This window comes from Kribbella sp. NPDC003557 (genome assembly GCF_040610805.1).
Lineage (GTDB): Bacteria > Actinomycetota > Actinomycetes > Propionibacteriales > Kribbellaceae > Kribbella.
In genome coordinates, this window is sequence record NZ_JBEXMY010000006.1 from 215424 (window position 1) to 231181 (window position 15758).

The following is a 15758-nucleotide window of genomic DNA, read 5'->3' on the forward strand; positions in this document are numbered from 1 at the left end:
CGACCGCCGCGCGCGACGGGTCAGCCGGTGACCGGATAGGTGAGCGTCCCGGCCGGTACGGCGTGGTTGCCGAGCGCAAGCGCCATCAGGTTGGGGCCGTCGTACTGCGGGTGATGGATGCCGAACCCGGTCGCCTGCCGGAAGCCGAACCGCGGGTAGTACTCAGCGTGGCCGAGGACGACCGCCACAGGCTCATCGCGGTCACGCGCCGTCGCCAGCGCGGCCCGCACCGCCGCTCCGCCGGCCCCTTGACGCTGGTACGCCGGGAGCACAGCGACCGGTCCGAGCGACAGGACGGGTACGTCGTCGATGTGACAGCGGGTGAGGAGCGCGTAGGCGATCGGTGTGTCGTCAGGTGTTGTCGCGACGAACGAGAGACCCGGGATCCAGGCGACGGGGTCGGCGCGGAGGGCGTCGAGGAAGTCGACCTCGTACTGCCGGCCGAAGGCGTCGCGGGTCAGTTCGCGGAGCGGCTCGATGTCGGACGAGGTCTCGACACGGGTGTTCCAAGTGATGGACAACGTGGTCCCTTTCGGAGGGTTCAGCGGATGAGTTGGATGACCGATGGCGCTGCCGGACGTGCCGCAGCGCGGTCTCGCGCGGTCATCAACTCACCTCCCTCTCCGAAGTCGTGACCAACTTTAACGCAGCGTGAGGCGTCCATCATTCGAATTAACACGCACGGACGAACAGGGGAACCTCAATGAACATCGTTGGCTGGGGGAACGGTCAGGGTCCCGGCAGTTGGAGAAGATACGCACTGGGGGCCGGCGCTGTCGCCGCGCTCCTGACCACCGCCGCGTGCGGGTCGGGTAACACGGCGGACGGGAGCAAGCCGTCGGACCAGCAGAGCGCCACGACCTCGGCAAGCGCGACCACCTCGACGACCTCGGCGACCCCACCGGCTTCGACGACTGAACCGGTTTCGTCGAGCTCGGCGAAGCCGTCGACCCCGGCGAAGCCGGCCAAGGCGACGCCCACCGACGACGGCAGCGTCGAGCTGTGCACCATGGCGGACCTGACCTTCACCGTCACGAACTACGACGCGCAGGGTGAGGACGTTCGCCATCTGATGCTCGTGGCAACCAACTCGAGCGCCAAGAAGTGCGACGTGGCGAACTACCCGGAGGTCACCCTCGGTGCCGCCAAACGTCCCGCCCCGGTGAAGGAATCGATGGGTGCCGACGAGGCGGTCACGCTCGCTCCGGGCGAGAAGGCGTACGCCGGTGTGCTCACCACCGGCGGCAAGATGGACACCTACTCCGTGAGGTCGATGACCGTCGGCCTCGGCAGCCCCGGCGGTGAGACCGAGCCGGAGGCACCGGTCAAGGTGAAGATGCCCGTCTCGTCCTTCGAGGCCGACGACGGCCAGCGCGTCACCTACTGGGCGGGCACCGAGGGGCTCGCCATGCGTCCGGTCACCCAGTCCTGACGAGCTACCACTCGACGACCAGCGGGTCCTTGGACGGCGGGCCGGCCGGGACCCAACTGCCGTCGACCAGCCGGTACGGGTGCCAGCGACCGTTGCGGTCCAGCCTGAGCTGGACGTCGGCGCCGAGCGTCAACTGGTTCGCCGAGGCGCTGATGGTCAGGTCGTCGTCCGCGGCGAGCAGCTCCGTCCGCGCCCGGTTGAGCTCGGCCGGATCAGGGATCCAGGTGTGCTCGAGGACGTCGAGACCGGAGGCACCGCCGTACCGCCAGGCTTGGATGCCCGGGGCAACATCTCGGCCGGAGGACTCGGTCAGCGCCGGGACGAGCTCCGGGAAGTCGGTCGCGAGCCGCACGGTGTCCTGCCACTCGTCGAGCGGTTGCGGCTCCGCGGTGCCGTGCAGGAGTGCGTTCAGGATCGACCGAGCCCGGCGGGCGGCGTCGAGGACCAGCAGCTGAAGGACCTGCGGGCCGACACCGTCGGGTGGCTCGATCCCGGCGACGGCCAGGTCGTCGAGGCTCACCTTGGCCGGGAGACCGGGTGGCTCGGGCAGCTCGCCGGGCGTGTGGTCCAGCACCTCGGCGACCGACACGCCGGCCGCCTCGGGCCGGGCAGACGACGACTCGGAGGACTCGGCTGACGAGGACTGGCTGGACGCGGACTGCAGTTCGTCGAGGAGCGATTCGCGGGTGCGACCGCGGAGTAGGAGCAGGACGAACGGGTCGGCGTCGAGCAGCCACGCCACCTGGTAGCAGAGGGCCGCCGCGTGCTGGCAGGGAAGCTCCCAGGCATCGCACGGGCAGCTCGGGTCGAGGTCGCCGATGCCGGGCAGCAGCGTGACGCCGGCGTCGGAGGCGGCCTCCACCAGCTTGTGCGGCATCTCGCCGTCGAGCAACGCCGCGATGTGCCCGGCGCGCGCGGCGAGCTGCTCACGGAAGCGGCGCCAGTCGTCGTCGGTCAGCTCGTCGACGTGGACGACGGACTCGTAGGTGTCCTCGGGCGCGTAGACAGTGGCTGCGATCCGCCCGGGGCTGACGGTGATCGTGCCGACCTGGCCGGAGTTCGCGTACAGCCTGCCTTTGCGGAGCTGGCCAGCGTCCAGCGACGTGTCCTCCATCGCCTGCACCCAGGCCTGCGCCCACCACGACCTGCCCCGGGTGCTGCGGCGTTGCGCGCTGAACGCCGGGAATCCTCGCGCCGCACTCATCGGGCACCTCCGCGCAGCTCGACGAGATCGGCCAGCTCGGCATCGGACAGCTCGGTCAGCGCCGCCTCACCGCCGGACAGCACGGCGTCGGCCAGCTCGCGTTTGGCGGCGAGCATGCCGGCGATCCGGTCCTCGATGGTGCCTTCGGCAATCAATCGGTGGACCTGCACCGGCCTCGTCTGGCCGATCCGGTAGGCCCGGTCGGTCGCCTGGTCCTCGACGGCGGGATTCCACCAGCGGTCGTAGTGCACGACGTGATCCGCGCGGGTCAGGTTGAGGCCGGTCCCGGCCGCCTTCAGCGACAGCAGGAAGACCCGCACCTCGCCGGCCTGGAACCGGTCGACCATGTCCTCGCGCTGCGCGACCGGTGTCCCGCCGTGCAGCAGCTGGGTGGGGATGCCGCGCGCGGCGAGGTGCCGTTCGAGGAGACGGGCCATCGCGACGTACTGCGTGAAGACGAGCACGGCGCCGTCCTCCGAGACGATCGTCTCGAGCAGCTCGTCGAGCAGCTCGAGCTTGCCCGAGCGGCCGGTCAGCCGCGCGTCGCCGGGCTCCTTCAGGTACTGCGCGGGGTGGTTGCAGATCTGCTTCAGCCCGGTCAGCAGCTTCACGATCAGGCCGCGGCGGGCCATCCGGTCGCTGGCCTGGACCTCCGCCATCAACTCCCGGACCGTTGCCTCGTACAACACGACCTGCTCGCGGGTGAGTGAGACCGGCTGGTCCGTCTCGGTCTTCGGCGGCAACTCCGGGGCGATGCCCGGATCGGACTTGCGCCGGCGGAGCAGGAACGGCTTGACGAGCTTCGCGAGCCGCGCCGCGACCTCCTCGTCCTTGTCGGCCTCGATCGGCGTCGCCCACTGACTGCGGAACGTGCCGAGCCGGCCGAGCAGCCCCGGCGTCGTCCAGTCGAGGATCGCCCACAACTCGGAGAGGTTGTTCTCCACCGGCGTGCCGGTCAGCGCCACCCGCGCCTTGGCCGGCACGGTCCGCAGCGCCTTCGCCGTCCCGGACGAATGGTTCTTCACGTGCTGGGCTTCATCGGCGACCACGAGCGCCCACGGATGCTCACCCAGCCGTGCGGCGTCGCGCCGCAGCGTCCCGTACGTCGTCAGCACGAATCCTTCCCGCGCGTCGTCGAGCGAACGGGACGTGCCGTGGAAGCGCCGCACCGGGGTGCCGGGGGCGAACCGCTGGACCTCGCGCTCCCAGTTGCCGAGCAGTGACGCCGGGCAGACGACGAGTGTCGGACCCGCGGTGTCCCCGGACTGCTGGCGGTGGAGGTGGAGCGAGATGAGCGTGATCGTCTTGCCGAGACCCATGTCGTCGGCCAGGCAGCCGCCGAGGCCGAGGGACGTCATCCGGGTCAGCCAGCGCAGACCGCGCAGCTGGTAGTCGCGGAGGGTGGCCTGCAGACCGGGTGGGGCTTCGAGCGGGTCGTCGGCGCGGTCGGGGTCGGCGATCCGGGCGCGCAGGTCGTCGAGCCACTGGGCGGGTGTGACGGTGACCTGCCGGCCGTCGATCTCGGTCGTGCCGGTCAGGGCGACGCCGAGCGCGTCGATCGCGGTGACGGGTTTGAGGACGCGTTCGCGGGCCTTGCGGGCCAGCTCGGGGTCGATCAGCATCCACTGGTCGCGGAGCCGGACGACCGGCCGGGTGGCTTCTGCGAGCCGGTCGAGCTCGGCCTCGGTCAGCGGGTCGTCGCCGAGCGCCACCTGCCAGCTGAAGTCGAGCGTCTTGTCTCCCTGGAAGAAGCCAGGGAGGTCGCTCGGTGGACCGTCGGCCGAGGTGATCGCGGCTCGTGCGGTGAGCTCGCGTCCGAGGCTGCGCGGCCAGTGCAGGTCGATGCCTGCGGCCGTGAGTCGCTGGGCCGATCCGGCCAGCAGGTCGGCGACCTCTTCGTCCGCGAGATCCATGCGGTCCGGTACTGGGGCGTCGAGCAGGCGGGAGAGGGGCTGCCAGACGCGGGCGGCGCGGCGGATCGCGAGGGTTGCGTCGATGCGTGCTCGCGGGCCGAAGCCGGGGACGTCGTCGGACCAGACGTCGTCCGCGTCTCCGACCAGGGTCGGGTCCTTCAAGCTGTGCAGCTGGACGACGGCGCTGAACGCGAGCGAGTCGGCGAGCTCGATGCGGAGCGAGATCCGCACGCCGGTGTCCAGACCGGCCGACACCTCGTCGGCCCAGGTCCGCAAGCGGTCCGCCCGCTGAGGCGCGGTCGCGGTGAACAGGTCTGTCCGGTGGGCCTTCGCGGCCGCGGGCGACCTGGGCATGCCGTCGGCCACCGCGTCCAGGAACTCGCGCAACAAGTCCTCGGCCACGGGCAACCGCACCTGGTCGGGCGAGTCGGCGAGGGGAAGTGCGCGGGCCGATGGCGGCAGTGCCTCGGCAAGGGGGAGTGCGCGGGCCGACGGAGGCATCGCCTCGGCGAGGGTGAGCAAGCGGGTGACGTCGTCGGGCTCGAGCGGCCCGACCCGCCAGGCGTCGTGGCCGCCCGGCGTCACGCCGGGCAGCAACTTGCCCCGGGCAACCAGCTGCAACCCGACCAGCGACGCCCCACCCCAGAACGCCGCCGACGGATGCGCCCCGACCGCCCGCCGCATCCGCCCGAGCACCGGAACCGCCGCCGCAACCGGCAGCTCGACCGCCCGAACGGCTCGCAACCGCCCCCCGGCGTCAGCCTGTCCGTCGGCCTCTCCGCCGATCGCCAGCTGGAGGTCGACTTGATCGCCGACGCCGAGGGGGAGCGGGGCGCCCGTGGGGTCCCAGAAGGCTACTCGGCTGGTGCGTGGTGGATCGGCCGGCCGGAAGACCACCGCGTATCCGGCCAGCTGCTGCCCCGTGTCCACCAAACCGACGACCTCCTGCACGCTCGTAATAGCCGACGACCAAAGAAGCTCAGACCGGAACCGCTTCGGCCCCCTCCGCACCCGGTTGCTCGAACTGGGTGCGGTACAGCTCTTCGTAACGCCCACCGGCCGCGAGGAGTTCCGCATGCCGGCCGCGCTCGACGATGCGGCCGGACTCGATCACGAGGATCTGGTCGGCGGCCCGGATCGTCGACAGCCGGTGCGCGATGACGACCGCCGTACGGCCGGCGAGGGCCTCGGTCAGCGCCGCCTGCACCGCGGCCTCGTTCGTCGAGTCGAGCGCGGCGGTCGCCTCGTCGAGGATCACCACCCGCGGCTGCGCGAGCAGCAACCGGGCGATGGTCAGCCGCTGCCGCTCACCACCGGACAACCGGTATCCACGCTCGCCGACCACCGTGTCCAGCTGATCCGGCAGCGAGCGGATCAACTCACCCAGCCGCGCCCGCTCCAGCGCGTCCCACAGGTCGCCCTCGCTCGCCTCGGGACGCGCGAGCAGCAGGTTCTCCCGGATCGAGTCGTGGAACAGGTGCCCGTCCTGCGTGACCATGCCGAGCGTGGCCCGCAACGACTCCGCGGACACGTCGCGGACGTCGACCCCGGCGAGCTTCACCGCGCCCGAGTCCACGTCGTACAACCGCGGGATCAGCTGCGCGATCGTGGACTTCCCGGCACCCGACGAACCCACGAGCGCGACCATCTGGCCGGGCTCGGCGCGGAACGAGACGTCGTGCAGCACCTCGACCCCACCGCGGGTGTCCAGCTTCGCGACCTCCTCGAGCGAGGCCAGCGACACCTTGTCCGCCGACGGATACGCGAAGCTGACGTCCGCGAACTCGACCGCCACCGGCCCCTCGGGCACCTGGCCCGCGTCCGGCTTGTCCTTGATCAGCGGCTCCAGGTCCAGCACCTCGAAGACCCGCTCGAAGCTCACCAGCGCGGTCATCACCTCGAGCCGCGCACTCGCGAGCGCGGTCAGCGGCGAGTACAGACGGGTCAGCAGCAACGCCATCGAGACCACCGCGCCGGCGTCCAGCTGGTCGCGGAGCGCGTAGAACCCGCCGAGTCCGTAGACAACTGCCAGCGCGAGCGCGGACACCAGCGTGAGTGAGGTGACGAAGATCCACTGCACCATGGCCGTCCGCACGCCGATGTCGCGCACCCGCCGCGCCCGGATGGCGAACTCGTGGGACTCACGCGTCGGCCGCCCGAACAGCTTGACCAGCGTCGCGCCCGGAGCCGAGAACCGCTCGGTCATCTGCGTGCTCATCGTGGCGTTGTAGTTGGCCGCCTCCCGCTGCAGGCCGGCCAGCCTGGTCCCGATCCGCCGCGCGGGGATCACGAACACCGGGAGCAGGATCAGCGCGAGCAGCGTGATCTGCCACGACACCCCGAGCATCACCACGAGGGTCAGCACGAGCATCACCAGGTTGCTGACGACACCGGACAGGGTGTCGCTGAACGCGCGCTGCGCCCCGATGACGTCGTTGTTCAGCCGGGAGACCAGCGCGCCGGTGCGGGTCCGGGTGAAGAACGCGATCGGCATCCGCTGGATGTGGTCGAACACGGCGGTCCGCAGGTCCAGGATCAGGCCCTCGCCGATGCTCGCGGACAGCCAGCGGGTCAGCATGCTCAACCCGGCCTCCGCGACCGCGATCGCGGCGATCAGCAGGGACAGTTGCACAACGACACTGACCGCTTTGCCGCCGACGATCGCGTCGACCACACGCCCGGCCAGCACCGGCGTGGCGACCGCCAGCACGGCCGCGCCGATGCTGAGCACGAGGAAGGCGATCAGGTACCGCCGGTGGGGCCGGGCGAAGGCGAGGATCCGGCGAAGGGTGGCGCGCGAGAAGGGCCGCTTCTCGTCCTGGGCGTGCATCGCGTGGTAGAGCGAGTTCCACGCGGTCATTTCCATACTCACGGCTGGACTCCGGTGATTCGGTCGGTCGGGGACGTCGATGATTCCGCAGGCCACCGACAAAATCCGACGCTAGAACCTCGACAAAACTTGAGGTCAACTGCGTACGCTGTACGAAGAGTAGTCCCTGAGGAAGAATCGTGCACATGAATTCGGAGTACAGCGGCAGTGGGGACCCGGCGAAGAGTCTCGAGCTGCTCTGGCGCCGGCGGCCGCTGCCGACGCGTGGGCCGAAGCCGGCGCTGACCGTTGACGGGATCGTCACGGCCGCGGTGCGGGTCGCGGACGCCGAGGGGCTGGCCGCGATGTCGATGCGCCGCGTCGCCGACGAACTCGGCGTCGGCGCGATGACGCTGTACCGCTACTTCCCGGGCAAAGGTGAGCTGCTCGACGTCATGCTCGACACCGTGTACGGCGAGCTGCCGCGGCGCGTCGTACCGGGGGACTGGCGAGCAGCCCTCGACGAGGTCGCCCGGGAGAACCGCGAGCTGTACCTGCGGCACCCGTGGCTGCTCCAGGTCGCGATCAGCCGCCCGCCGCTCGGCCCGAACGTGATGGCGAAGTACGAGTGGGAGCTGACCGCGGTCGAGGGGATCGGGCTCACCGACCTCGAGATGGACGCGACCGTCGCGCTCGTCAACGGGTACGTGCACGGCGCCGTCCGGACGGCGGTGGAGGCGCGCCAGGTGATCCAGCGGTCCGGGATGACGGACAAGGAGTGGTGGCTGGCCCACGTCCCGCACCTGGACCAGATCGGCGACCTGGAGAAGTTCCCGGTCTCGGCGCGCGTCGGCACCGCCGTCGGGAATGAGTTCGACGCCCCGTACGACTCCGAACACGCGTTCGAGTACGGTCTGGAGCGACTGCTCGACGGCATCTCCGCGCTGATCACGAACCGGTCTGCGCCACAAGGGTAAATGTATTTGTGAGTGAGTACTCACTCAGTTACCGTGGACCTCGTGAGTCCACGAGCCACCCCGCTGCCCCCTGAGGAGCGGCGCGCCGCCATCGTCGAGGCCGCGCTGCCGTTGCTCGAGGAGTTCGGGCCCGAGGTCAGTACGAAGCAGATCGCCGAGGCGGCCGGGATCGCCGAGGGGACGATCTTCCGCGCGTTCGGCAGCAAGGACGCGTTGATCGAGGCGGCGATGGCGACCGTGTTCGACACCTCGGACCTGGTCAAGGCGCTGACGGGGATCGACCGTTCACTGCCGTTGCGGGAGCGCACGGTCGCGGCGGTCGAGATCGGTCAGCGGCGGCTCGGCAAGGTGTTCAAGCTGCTGTTCGCCCTGCGGATCCAGCGCCCGCCGGACTTCCGGAAGGCGACCGCTCTGGACAAGGCGCGCCAGCAGCGGCAGTCCGACCTGGCCAACGCGGCGTTCGCCGAGCTGATCCGGCCCGACGAGGACCAGCTCCGGCTCCCGGCCGAGGAGGTGGTCCGGCGGATCAACCTGCTGACCTTCTCGGCCACCCACCCACTGATTTCCGGCGGCCACGTGCTGACCGCCGAGGAGATCGTCGACTTCGCCTTCGACGGTCTGCGCAAGCGCGACAGCTTGCACCGCACCGGTCAGCCACCGGCCTCCGAGGACATCGCCGACTTCGCGCTCGACGGTGCCCGCCATCACGACTCTGGGGATGATTGATGTTACTTCGCGTCTTGCGTACGCACTTGCGTCCGTACGCAGGAAACCTGTCCCTGGTGGTCGTCCTGCAACTGATCGGGACGATCGCCTCCCTCTACCTTCCCAGCCTGAACGCCGACATCATCGACAACGGCGTGGCCAAGGGTGACACCAGCTACATCATGAGCACCGGCGGCTGGATGCTCGCGGTCAGCCTGCTGCAGATCGTCTGCACGATCACCGCGGTGTACTTCGGCGCCAAGACGGCCGCCCTGTTCGGGCGCGACGTCCGCGCCGCGGTGTTCCACCGGGTCGGGGAGTTCTCCGCGCGCGAGGTCAACCAGTTCGGCGCGCCGACGCTGATCTCGCGCAGCACCAACGACGTCCAGCAGATCCAGATGCTGGTCGTCACCACCTGCACGATGCTGGTCGCGGCCCCGATCACGATGGTCGGCGGCGTGATCATGGCGGTCCGCGAGGACATCGGGCTGTCCTGGCTGGTCGCCGTCGCGGTCCCGCTGCTCGCGGTCACGATCGGCTTCATCGCGAGCCGGATGGTGCCGCAGTTCCGGAAGATGCAGAAGAACATCGACGGCGTGAACCGGGTGCTGCGCGAGCAGATCACCGGCATCCGGGTGGTCCGGGCGTTCGTCCGCGAGCCGCACGAGGTGGAGCGGTTCGGCGAGGCGAACCAGAACCTCACCGACACCGCGATCCGGGCCGGCCGGCTGATGGCGCTGGTGTTCCCGACCGTGATGCTGATCCTGAACCTGTCCAGCATCGCGGTGCTGTGGTTCGGCGCCTCCCGGGTCGAGAACGGGACCATGCAGGTCGGTGCGCTGACCGCGTTCCTGAGCTACCTGATCCAGATCCTGTTCTCGGTGATGATGGGCGTGTTCGTGATGATCATGGTGCCGCGGGCGTCGGTCTGCGCGGACCGGATCTCCGAGGTGCTGGACACCGACTCGTCGGTGCGGCCGCCGGTCACGCCGATCACCAGCTTCACCGGTCGCGGCCAACTGGTGTTCGAGCGGGCCTCGTTCCAGTACCCGGGGGCCGCCGAGCCGGTCCTGCGCGATATCAGCTTCGTCGCCTCGCCGGGGCAGACGACCGCGATCATCGGCAGCACCGGCGCCGGCAAGACGACGCTGCTGTCACTGGTGCCGCGGTTGTTCGACGCGACCGAGGGGCGGGTGCTAGTGGACGGCATCGACGTCCGGGAGATCGAGCCCGAGGCGCTGTGGGAGCGGATCGGCCTGGTGCCGCAGCGGCCGTACCTGTTCTCCGGGACGGTGGCCAGCAACCTGCGGTACGGCAACCCGGACGCGACCGACGAGGAGCTCTGGCACGCGCTGGAGATTGCCCAGGGCAAGGACTTCGTCGAGGCGATGCCGGAGGGGCTGGACGCACCGATCGCCCAGGGCGGCACGAACGTGTCCGGCGGTCAGCGACAGCGGCTCGCGATCGCGCGGGCGCTGGTCCGCAAGCCCGAGATCTTCCTGTTCGACGACTCGTTCTCGGCGCTCGACCTGGCGACGGACGCCCGGCTGCGAGCGGCGCTGCGGCCGGTCACCCGGGAGGCCTGCGTGGTCGTCGTCGCCCAGCGGGTCTCGACGATCATCGACGCCGACCAGATCGTGGTGATCGAGGACGGCGCGATCGTCGGCAACGGCACCCATCAGGAATTGCTCGACACGTGTCCGACGTACGTCGAGATCGTCGAGTCCCAGCGTTCCGCGGAGGAGGCGGCATGAGCGACAACCAGAAGCCGTCGCCGAACGGGCAGGCGCCGGGGGCCGCGAAGACGGTCAAGGCGACCGAGCGGCCCACGACCGGGCGGGCGTTCGGTCCTCCCGGCGGCATTCCGGGGGACAAGTCGCTCGACTTCCTGCCCTCGGCGAAGCGGCTGCTCAAGCGGCTGCGGCCGCATCGGATGCAGGTGTCCGGGGTTGTCCTGCTGGCGGTCTTCAGCGTCGGCCTGTCGGTGCTCGGCCCGAAGATCCTCGGCCGCGCGACCGACATCATCTTCGCCGGCGCGATCGGCAAGCGGCTGCCGAGCGGCATGACCAAGGAGCAGGTCATCGAGCAGACCCGGGCGTCCGGCAACGGCCGGCTCGCGGACCTGCTGCAGGGGATCGACCTGATCCCCGGCGCCGGTATCGACTTCGATGCCCTGCGCAACGTCCTGCTGCTGGTCCTGGCGCTGTACGCCGGTGCGTTCTTCCTGTCCTGGGCGCAGGGGTACATCCTGAACGGCGTCGTCCAGCGGACCATCCTCGACCTGCGCTCCGAGGTCGAGGAGAAGCTGAACAAGCTGCCGCTGAGCTACTTCGACGGCGCGCCGCGCGGTGAGCTGCTCAGCCGGGTGACGAACGACATCGACAACATCTCGACCAGCCTGCAGCAGACCCTGAGCCAGCTGCTCACCTCGCTGCTGACGGTGGTCGGCGTGATCACGATGATGTTCGTGATCTCACCGCTGCTGGCGCTGATCGCGCTCGTCACGATCCCGATCTCGATGGTGCTGACGGCGGCGATCGCCAAGCGGTCGCAGGTCCGGTTCGTCGCGCAGTGGCGGCACACCGGCGCGCTGAACGGCCAGATCGAGGAGGCGTTCACCGGCCACGAGCTGGTGAAGGTCTTCGGCCGGCAGAAGGAGATCGAGGCGAGCTTCGCGGAGAAGAACGAGGAGCTGTACAAGGCCGCGTTCGGGGCGCAGTTCATCTCGGGTCTGATCATGCCGCTGATGATGTTCATCGGGAACGTGAACTATGTCGTGATCGCGGTCGTCGGCGGTCTGCGGGTCGCCTCTGGCACGATGTCGCTCGGCGACGTGCAGGCGTTCATCCAGTACTCGCGGCAGTTCACCCAGCCGCTGACCCAGGTGGCCTCGATGGCGAACCTGCTGCAGTCCGGCGTGGCGTCGGCCGAGCGGGTCTTCGAGGTGCTGGACGCCGAGGAGCAGGTGCCGGACGACGCGACCCCGGAGAAGGTGACCGACGCACGCGGGCGGGTCGAGTTCGAGCACGTCTCGTTCTCGTACGACCCGGACAAGCCGCTGATCACCGACCTGAGCCTGGTCGCCGAACCAGGCCAGACGGTCGCGATCGTCGGCCCGACCGGCGCCGGCAAGACCACACTGGTCAACCTGATCATGCGCTTCTACGAGCTGAACGGCGGCCGGATCACGCTCGACGGTGTCGACATCACCGAGCTCACCCGGCACGACCTGCGCTCGCGGATCGGCATGGTGCTGCAGGACACCTGGCTGTTCGGCGGCACGATCCGGGACAACCTCCTCTACGGCAACCTGGACGCCACCGAGGAGGACATGCTGGCGGCGGCGAAGGCGACGTACGTCGACCGCTTCGTGCACAGCCTGCCCGACGGGTACGACACGGTCATCGACGAGGAAGGCAGCAACGTCAGCGCCGGTGAGAAGCAGCTGCTCACCATCGCCCGCGCGTTCCTCGCCGACCCGCAGTTGCTGATCCTCGACGAGGCGACCAGCTCGGTCGACACCCGCACGGAGGTCCTGGTCCAACGCGCCATGGCCGCCCTGCGCTCCGACCGCACCAGCTTCGTGATCGCCCACCGCCTGTCCACCATCCGCGACGCGGACCTGATCCTCGTCATGGAGAACGGCGCGATCGTCGAACAGGGCAACCACAACGAACTCCTCACCCTCGACGGCGCCTACGCCCGCCTCTACAACGCCCAGTTCAGCGGCGCGGTAGTCGACATCGACGAAGAGGCAGCAGCCCTGGCCGCCCCCGCCACCCCGGCCGGCCGCCCAATGGCCCGCTGACCCCGCTGGGCGGGGACGCCACCGAGCGTCCCCGCCCACCCCAGCCTGTGGATAACTTCCACGCCGGTATCGCCTTCTGTGCGGTACTTGACGCATGCCCACGAACTTCGTCCATGACCGCGGCACCCGGACCGCGCACCGGGTCGCGGCGCGACTGAGTATCGATGACCCCGCGGCTGTCAGGACGCTGCGGGACGCCTACCTCGTCACCTACGAGTTTCCGGCCCCGCTGATGGTCCGGGTCGCCGACGACATGCTCGCCGACCTCCGGGAGGATGTCGCAGCGCGCAAGGTCGATCGGGTGGTCGCGCTCGGCCGGGACGGCCACCATCTCGCGCTGGCGATGAGCCGGCTCGACGGACAGTTCTTCCATCGGCACGGCTCGAACGTCGTCCTGTCACGCCTCCTGGTCGAGAACGCGCTCCAGGACCTCGAGCGCCACCAAGGCCTGACTTTCCCGCAGGTGCACGGGTTCCGCGGCACGGCGTCCCGGGCGGATCCGGCGAACGCGGTGGGCGGGTATCAGTTGCTGACGGACTACCTGCGCGACGAGCGGGTGCCGGTCGGGCAGCCGGGGAGCAGGGTGGCACTCGTCGACACGAGCTTCAAGGGCAGCGCTCAGGAACTGCTGGCGGCGGTCTACCCGGAGACCGAGTTCGTCGGGCGGTATGCGTTCCACGGCGAGTCGACGGACGACCCGCACCCCGGAAGCAAGAAGGGGTACGAGGTGCACCTGCCCGCGGCGGAGACGCGGTCGGGACAGGCCCTCGAGGCGCTGCCGGCCGACGAGTCGAAGACGTTCGCGCATCGGCTCGCTCTGCACAGCGTTGAGAAGCTGCTCAACGGGCCGATGTCGAGTCCGGAGCGGATCGACGCGCGGGGACCCGTGCAGTCCGGCCAGCGCTACGATCCGGACCCATTGAAAGGCCTGAGCAGAGCGCGGTTGTCGGCCCGCCTGCGTGACCCTCGGGTGCGGGAGGGCGTGAAGGTGATGAATCTGAGGGCGGTCGCCGATCTGGCGCGGGAGGTCGCGGCCCTGCGTGATGCCGGAGGCAACTACCGGCGAGGGCTGGAGGACGGAGCCGTCCGGTACCGCGGCGAGATCCGGGCGTGGGTCGAGGGCCGGGCGACTGATCCGCGGCTCGCGGAGTTCCTCGACTCGTTCGTGTACCGGGCTGACAACCGGCAGGTGGAGGCGCTGCAGCGGACGTTGGACCGGGCGCAGGTGCCGGAACGTGACAGGCAGGCGATCTGGGCCGCGTACGAGCAGTGCGGGAGCGACGGCGACAAGCAGGTGTTCGTCGAGAATGTGTTCAGCGCGACGCGGAAAGCTGGAGGTGTCGATGGGCGAGGGCCGCGAAGAGGATCCCGTGGCGGAGTGGATGGCGCTCGCGGGATGGGCCGCGATCTTTGACGAGTCCGACGATCTGGGCCTGATCGCTGGCGGCCCGCCACCGTCGCCCGGCGCGCCGGCGATCGCCAGGGCGCCGATGATCGTCGACACGGATGCCGGTGGGGATCCGGACGATGCCGTGGCCCTGGTGGCGGCGGCGCGGTTGGTGCCTGAGCTGGCCCTGGTGGTGACCAGTGACGAGTACGGCGGTGAGCGGGCCCGGTTCGTGCGGTGGCTGCTGGATCTGGTGGGGCGGCCGGACGTCCGCGTGGTGGCGGGTTCCGATCTGGGGAACCGGAGGGGATGGGTCGTCGGCGGGATGTGTCCGGCGGACGTGCCGCAGCAGGAGTCCGACGTCGTCGCGGCGGTGAGCGAGGTCTGTGCCGCGACGGAAGGACGGCTGCGCTGGGTGGGCATCGGGCCGCTGTCGAATCTGGCGACCCTGCAGCGGGAGCAACCCGAGCTGGTGGCCCGGATGGCGGTCACGCAGATGGGTGGGGCGATCAACTATCGGCACCCCGACCGGGCCGAGCACAACTTCCGGGCCGACCCGGCCGCGGCCATCGGCCTGCTGCCGACCTTGGAGCGTTGGGGACCGGCGAGGTTCGTGATGTCGGACGTGACGTTCCATCCGGCCATGGAGGTCACCACGGAGTCGCCGGTCTACCAGCGGTGGGCCGCGCCGGACGCGAGCCCGTGGGAGCGGGTGCTGCGCGAGCACTTCGATCGCTGGACGGCGAAGTATCCGGCGATGCAACACGACTCGTTGACGCTGGCGGCGGCGATGTTGTGGCCGGGGGTGCGGTTTGTGCGGGAGCGGGTGGCGCTTGACGGGATCGCTCGGATGAGTTTGGCGGAGGACGGGATTGAGATCGCGATGTCGATCTCGGCCGACTACGCGGCTTTCATGGCGTGGCTGGAGAGGGCGTTGGGTTAGGTCGCGGTGCGGCGGGCGTAGGCGCGGGCGGCTCGGACTCGGTCGCCGCAGCGGGTGGAGCACCAGTGGCGGCGGCCGTGGCGGATCAGGTAGCGGTTGCACGGGGTGGCGTCGCAGGCGGTGAGGGCTTCAGCCTCGGGGCCGGTGAGGAGGTCGGCGGCGCCGGCGGCGATGGTGGCCAGGGCGTGCTCGAGGACCTCGTTGGTGGGACAGGGCGCGGCTCGGTACGGCCCGGTCTTGTCGTCCCAGTGCAGGAGCTCGGCGGTCGGGACGCGGGTGAGGGCGTCGTTCACGGCATCCAGCGCCGCGGGAAGCGCCGGTGCGCCGGTGACTCGCGCGGCGAACAGTGAGCGGACGTGCTCGCGGAGGGCGCGGAGCTGGGTCGCGCACATCTCCTGTACGTCGGCGTCGTCGGGCGCGAGGTTGTGGGCTGTGAGCCACTCGTTCACCGAGGCCGGGCTGCCGAGCAGGTCGACGTACTGCCCGCCGGGGAGCGCGATCGCGGTGTTGGCGAAGTCCAGCGCGAGATGAGTGTCGGCGCCGGGTGCGGGCGGCAGCGGTGACTCCATGGCTCTCATGG

Annotated in this window: 13 protein-coding genes; 7 read left to right on the top strand and 6 right to left on the bottom strand. The window is 70.1% G+C overall.

Annotation, left to right across the window (positions count from 1 at the left end; translation table 11 throughout):
* Positions 1–20: 20 nt before the first annotated feature.
* Both ABZW60_RS25685 and ABZW60_RS25690 read right to left on the bottom strand, forming a co-directional pair.
* On the bottom strand, positions 21–521 hold the full coding sequence (locus tag ABZW60_RS25685) for an N-acetyltransferase (RefSeq protein WP_355480873.1): 501 nt from the start codon (positions 519–521) through the stop codon (positions 21–23).
* A 208-nt stretch (positions 522–729) separates the two neighbouring features.
* Positions 730–1011: a hypothetical protein gene (locus ABZW60_RS25690; RefSeq protein WP_355480875.1), complete on the bottom strand. Its 282-nt coding sequence runs from the start codon at positions 1009–1011 to the stop codon at positions 730–732.
* Between ABZW60_RS25690 and ABZW60_RS25695 the strand changes: the two genes are divergently transcribed.
* The gene (locus tag ABZW60_RS25695) at positions 1010–1432 is read left to right on the top strand and encodes a DUF4232 domain-containing protein (protein WP_355480877.1); all 423 of its coding nucleotides are present in this window, start codon (positions 1010–1012) and stop codon (positions 1430–1432) included. The genes ABZW60_RS25690 and ABZW60_RS25695 overlap by 2 nt on opposite strands.
* A 4-nt stretch (positions 1433–1436) precedes the next feature.
* Here the strand turns inward: ABZW60_RS25695 and ABZW60_RS25700 are convergent, their stop codons facing one another.
* Genes ABZW60_RS25700 through ABZW60_RS25710 form a run of 3 tightly spaced genes read right to left on the bottom strand, consistent with a single transcriptional unit; the run spans position 1437 to position 7409 of the window.
* Positions 1437–2636, bottom strand: a complete 1200-nt coding sequence (locus tag ABZW60_RS25700; protein ID WP_355480878.1) for a hypothetical protein — start codon at positions 2634–2636, stop codon at positions 1437–1439.
* Positions 2633–5479, bottom strand: coding sequence for a DEAD/DEAH box helicase (locus tag ABZW60_RS25705; protein ID WP_355481793.1), 2847 nt, complete (start codon positions 5477–5479; stop codon positions 2633–2635). Before ABZW60_RS25705 ends, ABZW60_RS25700 begins: the two co-directional genes overlap by 4 nt.
* A gap of 49 nt (positions 5480–5528) precedes the next feature.
* Entirely contained in the window at positions 5529–7409 is a 1881-nt protein-coding gene (locus ABZW60_RS25710) for an ABC transporter ATP-binding protein (RefSeq protein WP_355481795.1), read from the bottom strand.
* Between the two features lie 155 nt (positions 7410–7564).
* Here ABZW60_RS25710 and ABZW60_RS25715 point away from each other — a divergent pair, with 155 nt between their 5' ends.
* From ABZW60_RS25715 to ABZW60_RS25740, 6 genes are all read left to right on the top strand, one after another.
* On the top strand, positions 7565–8335 hold the full coding sequence (locus ABZW60_RS25715; RefSeq protein WP_355480880.1) for a TetR/AcrR family transcriptional regulator: 771 nt from the start codon (positions 7565–7567) through the stop codon (positions 8333–8335).
* A 42-nt stretch (positions 8336–8377) separates the two neighbouring features.
* Positions 8378–9061, top strand: coding sequence for a TetR family transcriptional regulator (locus ABZW60_RS25720; protein WP_355480882.1), 684 nt, complete (start codon positions 8378–8380; stop codon positions 9059–9061).
* Positions 9061–10794: an ABC transporter ATP-binding protein gene (locus ABZW60_RS25725; protein ID WP_355480884.1), complete on the top strand. Its 1734-nt coding sequence runs from the start codon at positions 9061–9063 to the stop codon at positions 10792–10794. Before ABZW60_RS25720 ends, ABZW60_RS25725 begins: the two co-directional genes overlap by 1 nt.
* Positions 10791–12848, top strand: a complete 2058-nt coding sequence (locus tag ABZW60_RS25730) for an ABC transporter ATP-binding protein (protein WP_355480886.1) — start codon at positions 10791–10793, stop codon at positions 12846–12848. The genes ABZW60_RS25725 and ABZW60_RS25730 overlap by 4 nt, the downstream gene beginning before the upstream one ends.
* Positions 12849–12942: 94 nt before the next feature.
* Positions 12943–14262, top strand: a complete 1320-nt coding sequence (locus tag ABZW60_RS25735; protein WP_355480888.1) for a hypothetical protein — start codon at positions 12943–12945, stop codon at positions 14260–14262.
* Positions 14219–15178: a nucleoside hydrolase gene (locus tag ABZW60_RS25740; protein WP_355480890.1), complete on the top strand. Its 960-nt coding sequence runs from the start codon at positions 14219–14221 to the stop codon at positions 15176–15178. Before ABZW60_RS25735 ends, ABZW60_RS25740 begins: the two co-directional genes overlap by 44 nt.
* Here the strand turns inward: ABZW60_RS25740 and ABZW60_RS25745 are convergent.
* The gene (locus ABZW60_RS25745; protein ID WP_355480892.1) at positions 15175–15747 is read right to left on the bottom strand and encodes an ABATE domain-containing protein; all 573 of its coding nucleotides are present in this window, start codon (positions 15745–15747) and stop codon (positions 15175–15177) included. The two genes, ABZW60_RS25740 and ABZW60_RS25745, sit on opposite strands and share 4 nt — an antisense overlap.
* Positions 15748–15758 lie beyond the last annotated feature (11 nt).

What these genes read in the sequence shown, in the direction of transcription:
- ABZW60_RS25715 (WP_355480880.1), top strand. Translation starts at nt 7,565, where the DNA reads ATGAATTCGGAGTACAGCGGCAGTGGGGACCCGGCGAAGAGTCTCGAG.
- ABZW60_RS25725 (WP_355480884.1), top strand. Translation starts at nt 9,061, where the DNA reads ATGTTACTTCGCGTCTTGCGTACGCACTTGCGTCCGTACGCAGGAAAC.
- ABZW60_RS25695 (WP_355480877.1), top strand. Translation starts at nt 1,010, where the DNA reads ATGGCGGACCTGACCTTCACCGTCACGAACTACGACGCGCAGGGTGAG.
- ABZW60_RS25730 (WP_355480886.1), top strand. Translation starts at nt 10,791, where the DNA reads ATGAGCGACAACCAGAAGCCGTCGCCGAACGGGCAGGCGCCGGGGGCC.
- ABZW60_RS25745 (WP_355480892.1), bottom strand. Translation starts at nt 15,747, where the DNA reads ATGGAGTCACCGCTGCCGCCCGCACCCGGCGCCGACACTCATCTCGCG.
- ABZW60_RS25735 (WP_355480888.1), top strand. Translation starts at nt 12,943, where the DNA reads ATGCCCACGAACTTCGTCCATGACCGCGGCACCCGGACCGCGCACCGG.
- ABZW60_RS25690 (WP_355480875.1), bottom strand. Translation starts at nt 1,011, where the DNA reads ATGGTGCACAGCTCGACGCTGCCGTCGTCGGTGGGCGTCGCCTTGGCC.
- ABZW60_RS25700 (WP_355480878.1), bottom strand. Translation starts at nt 2,636, where the DNA reads ATGAGTGCGGCGCGAGGATTCCCGGCGTTCAGCGCGCAACGCCGCAGC.
- ABZW60_RS25710 (WP_355481795.1), bottom strand. Translation starts at nt 7,409, where the DNA reads ATGACCGCGTGGAACTCGCTCTACCACGCGATGCACGCCCAGGACGAG.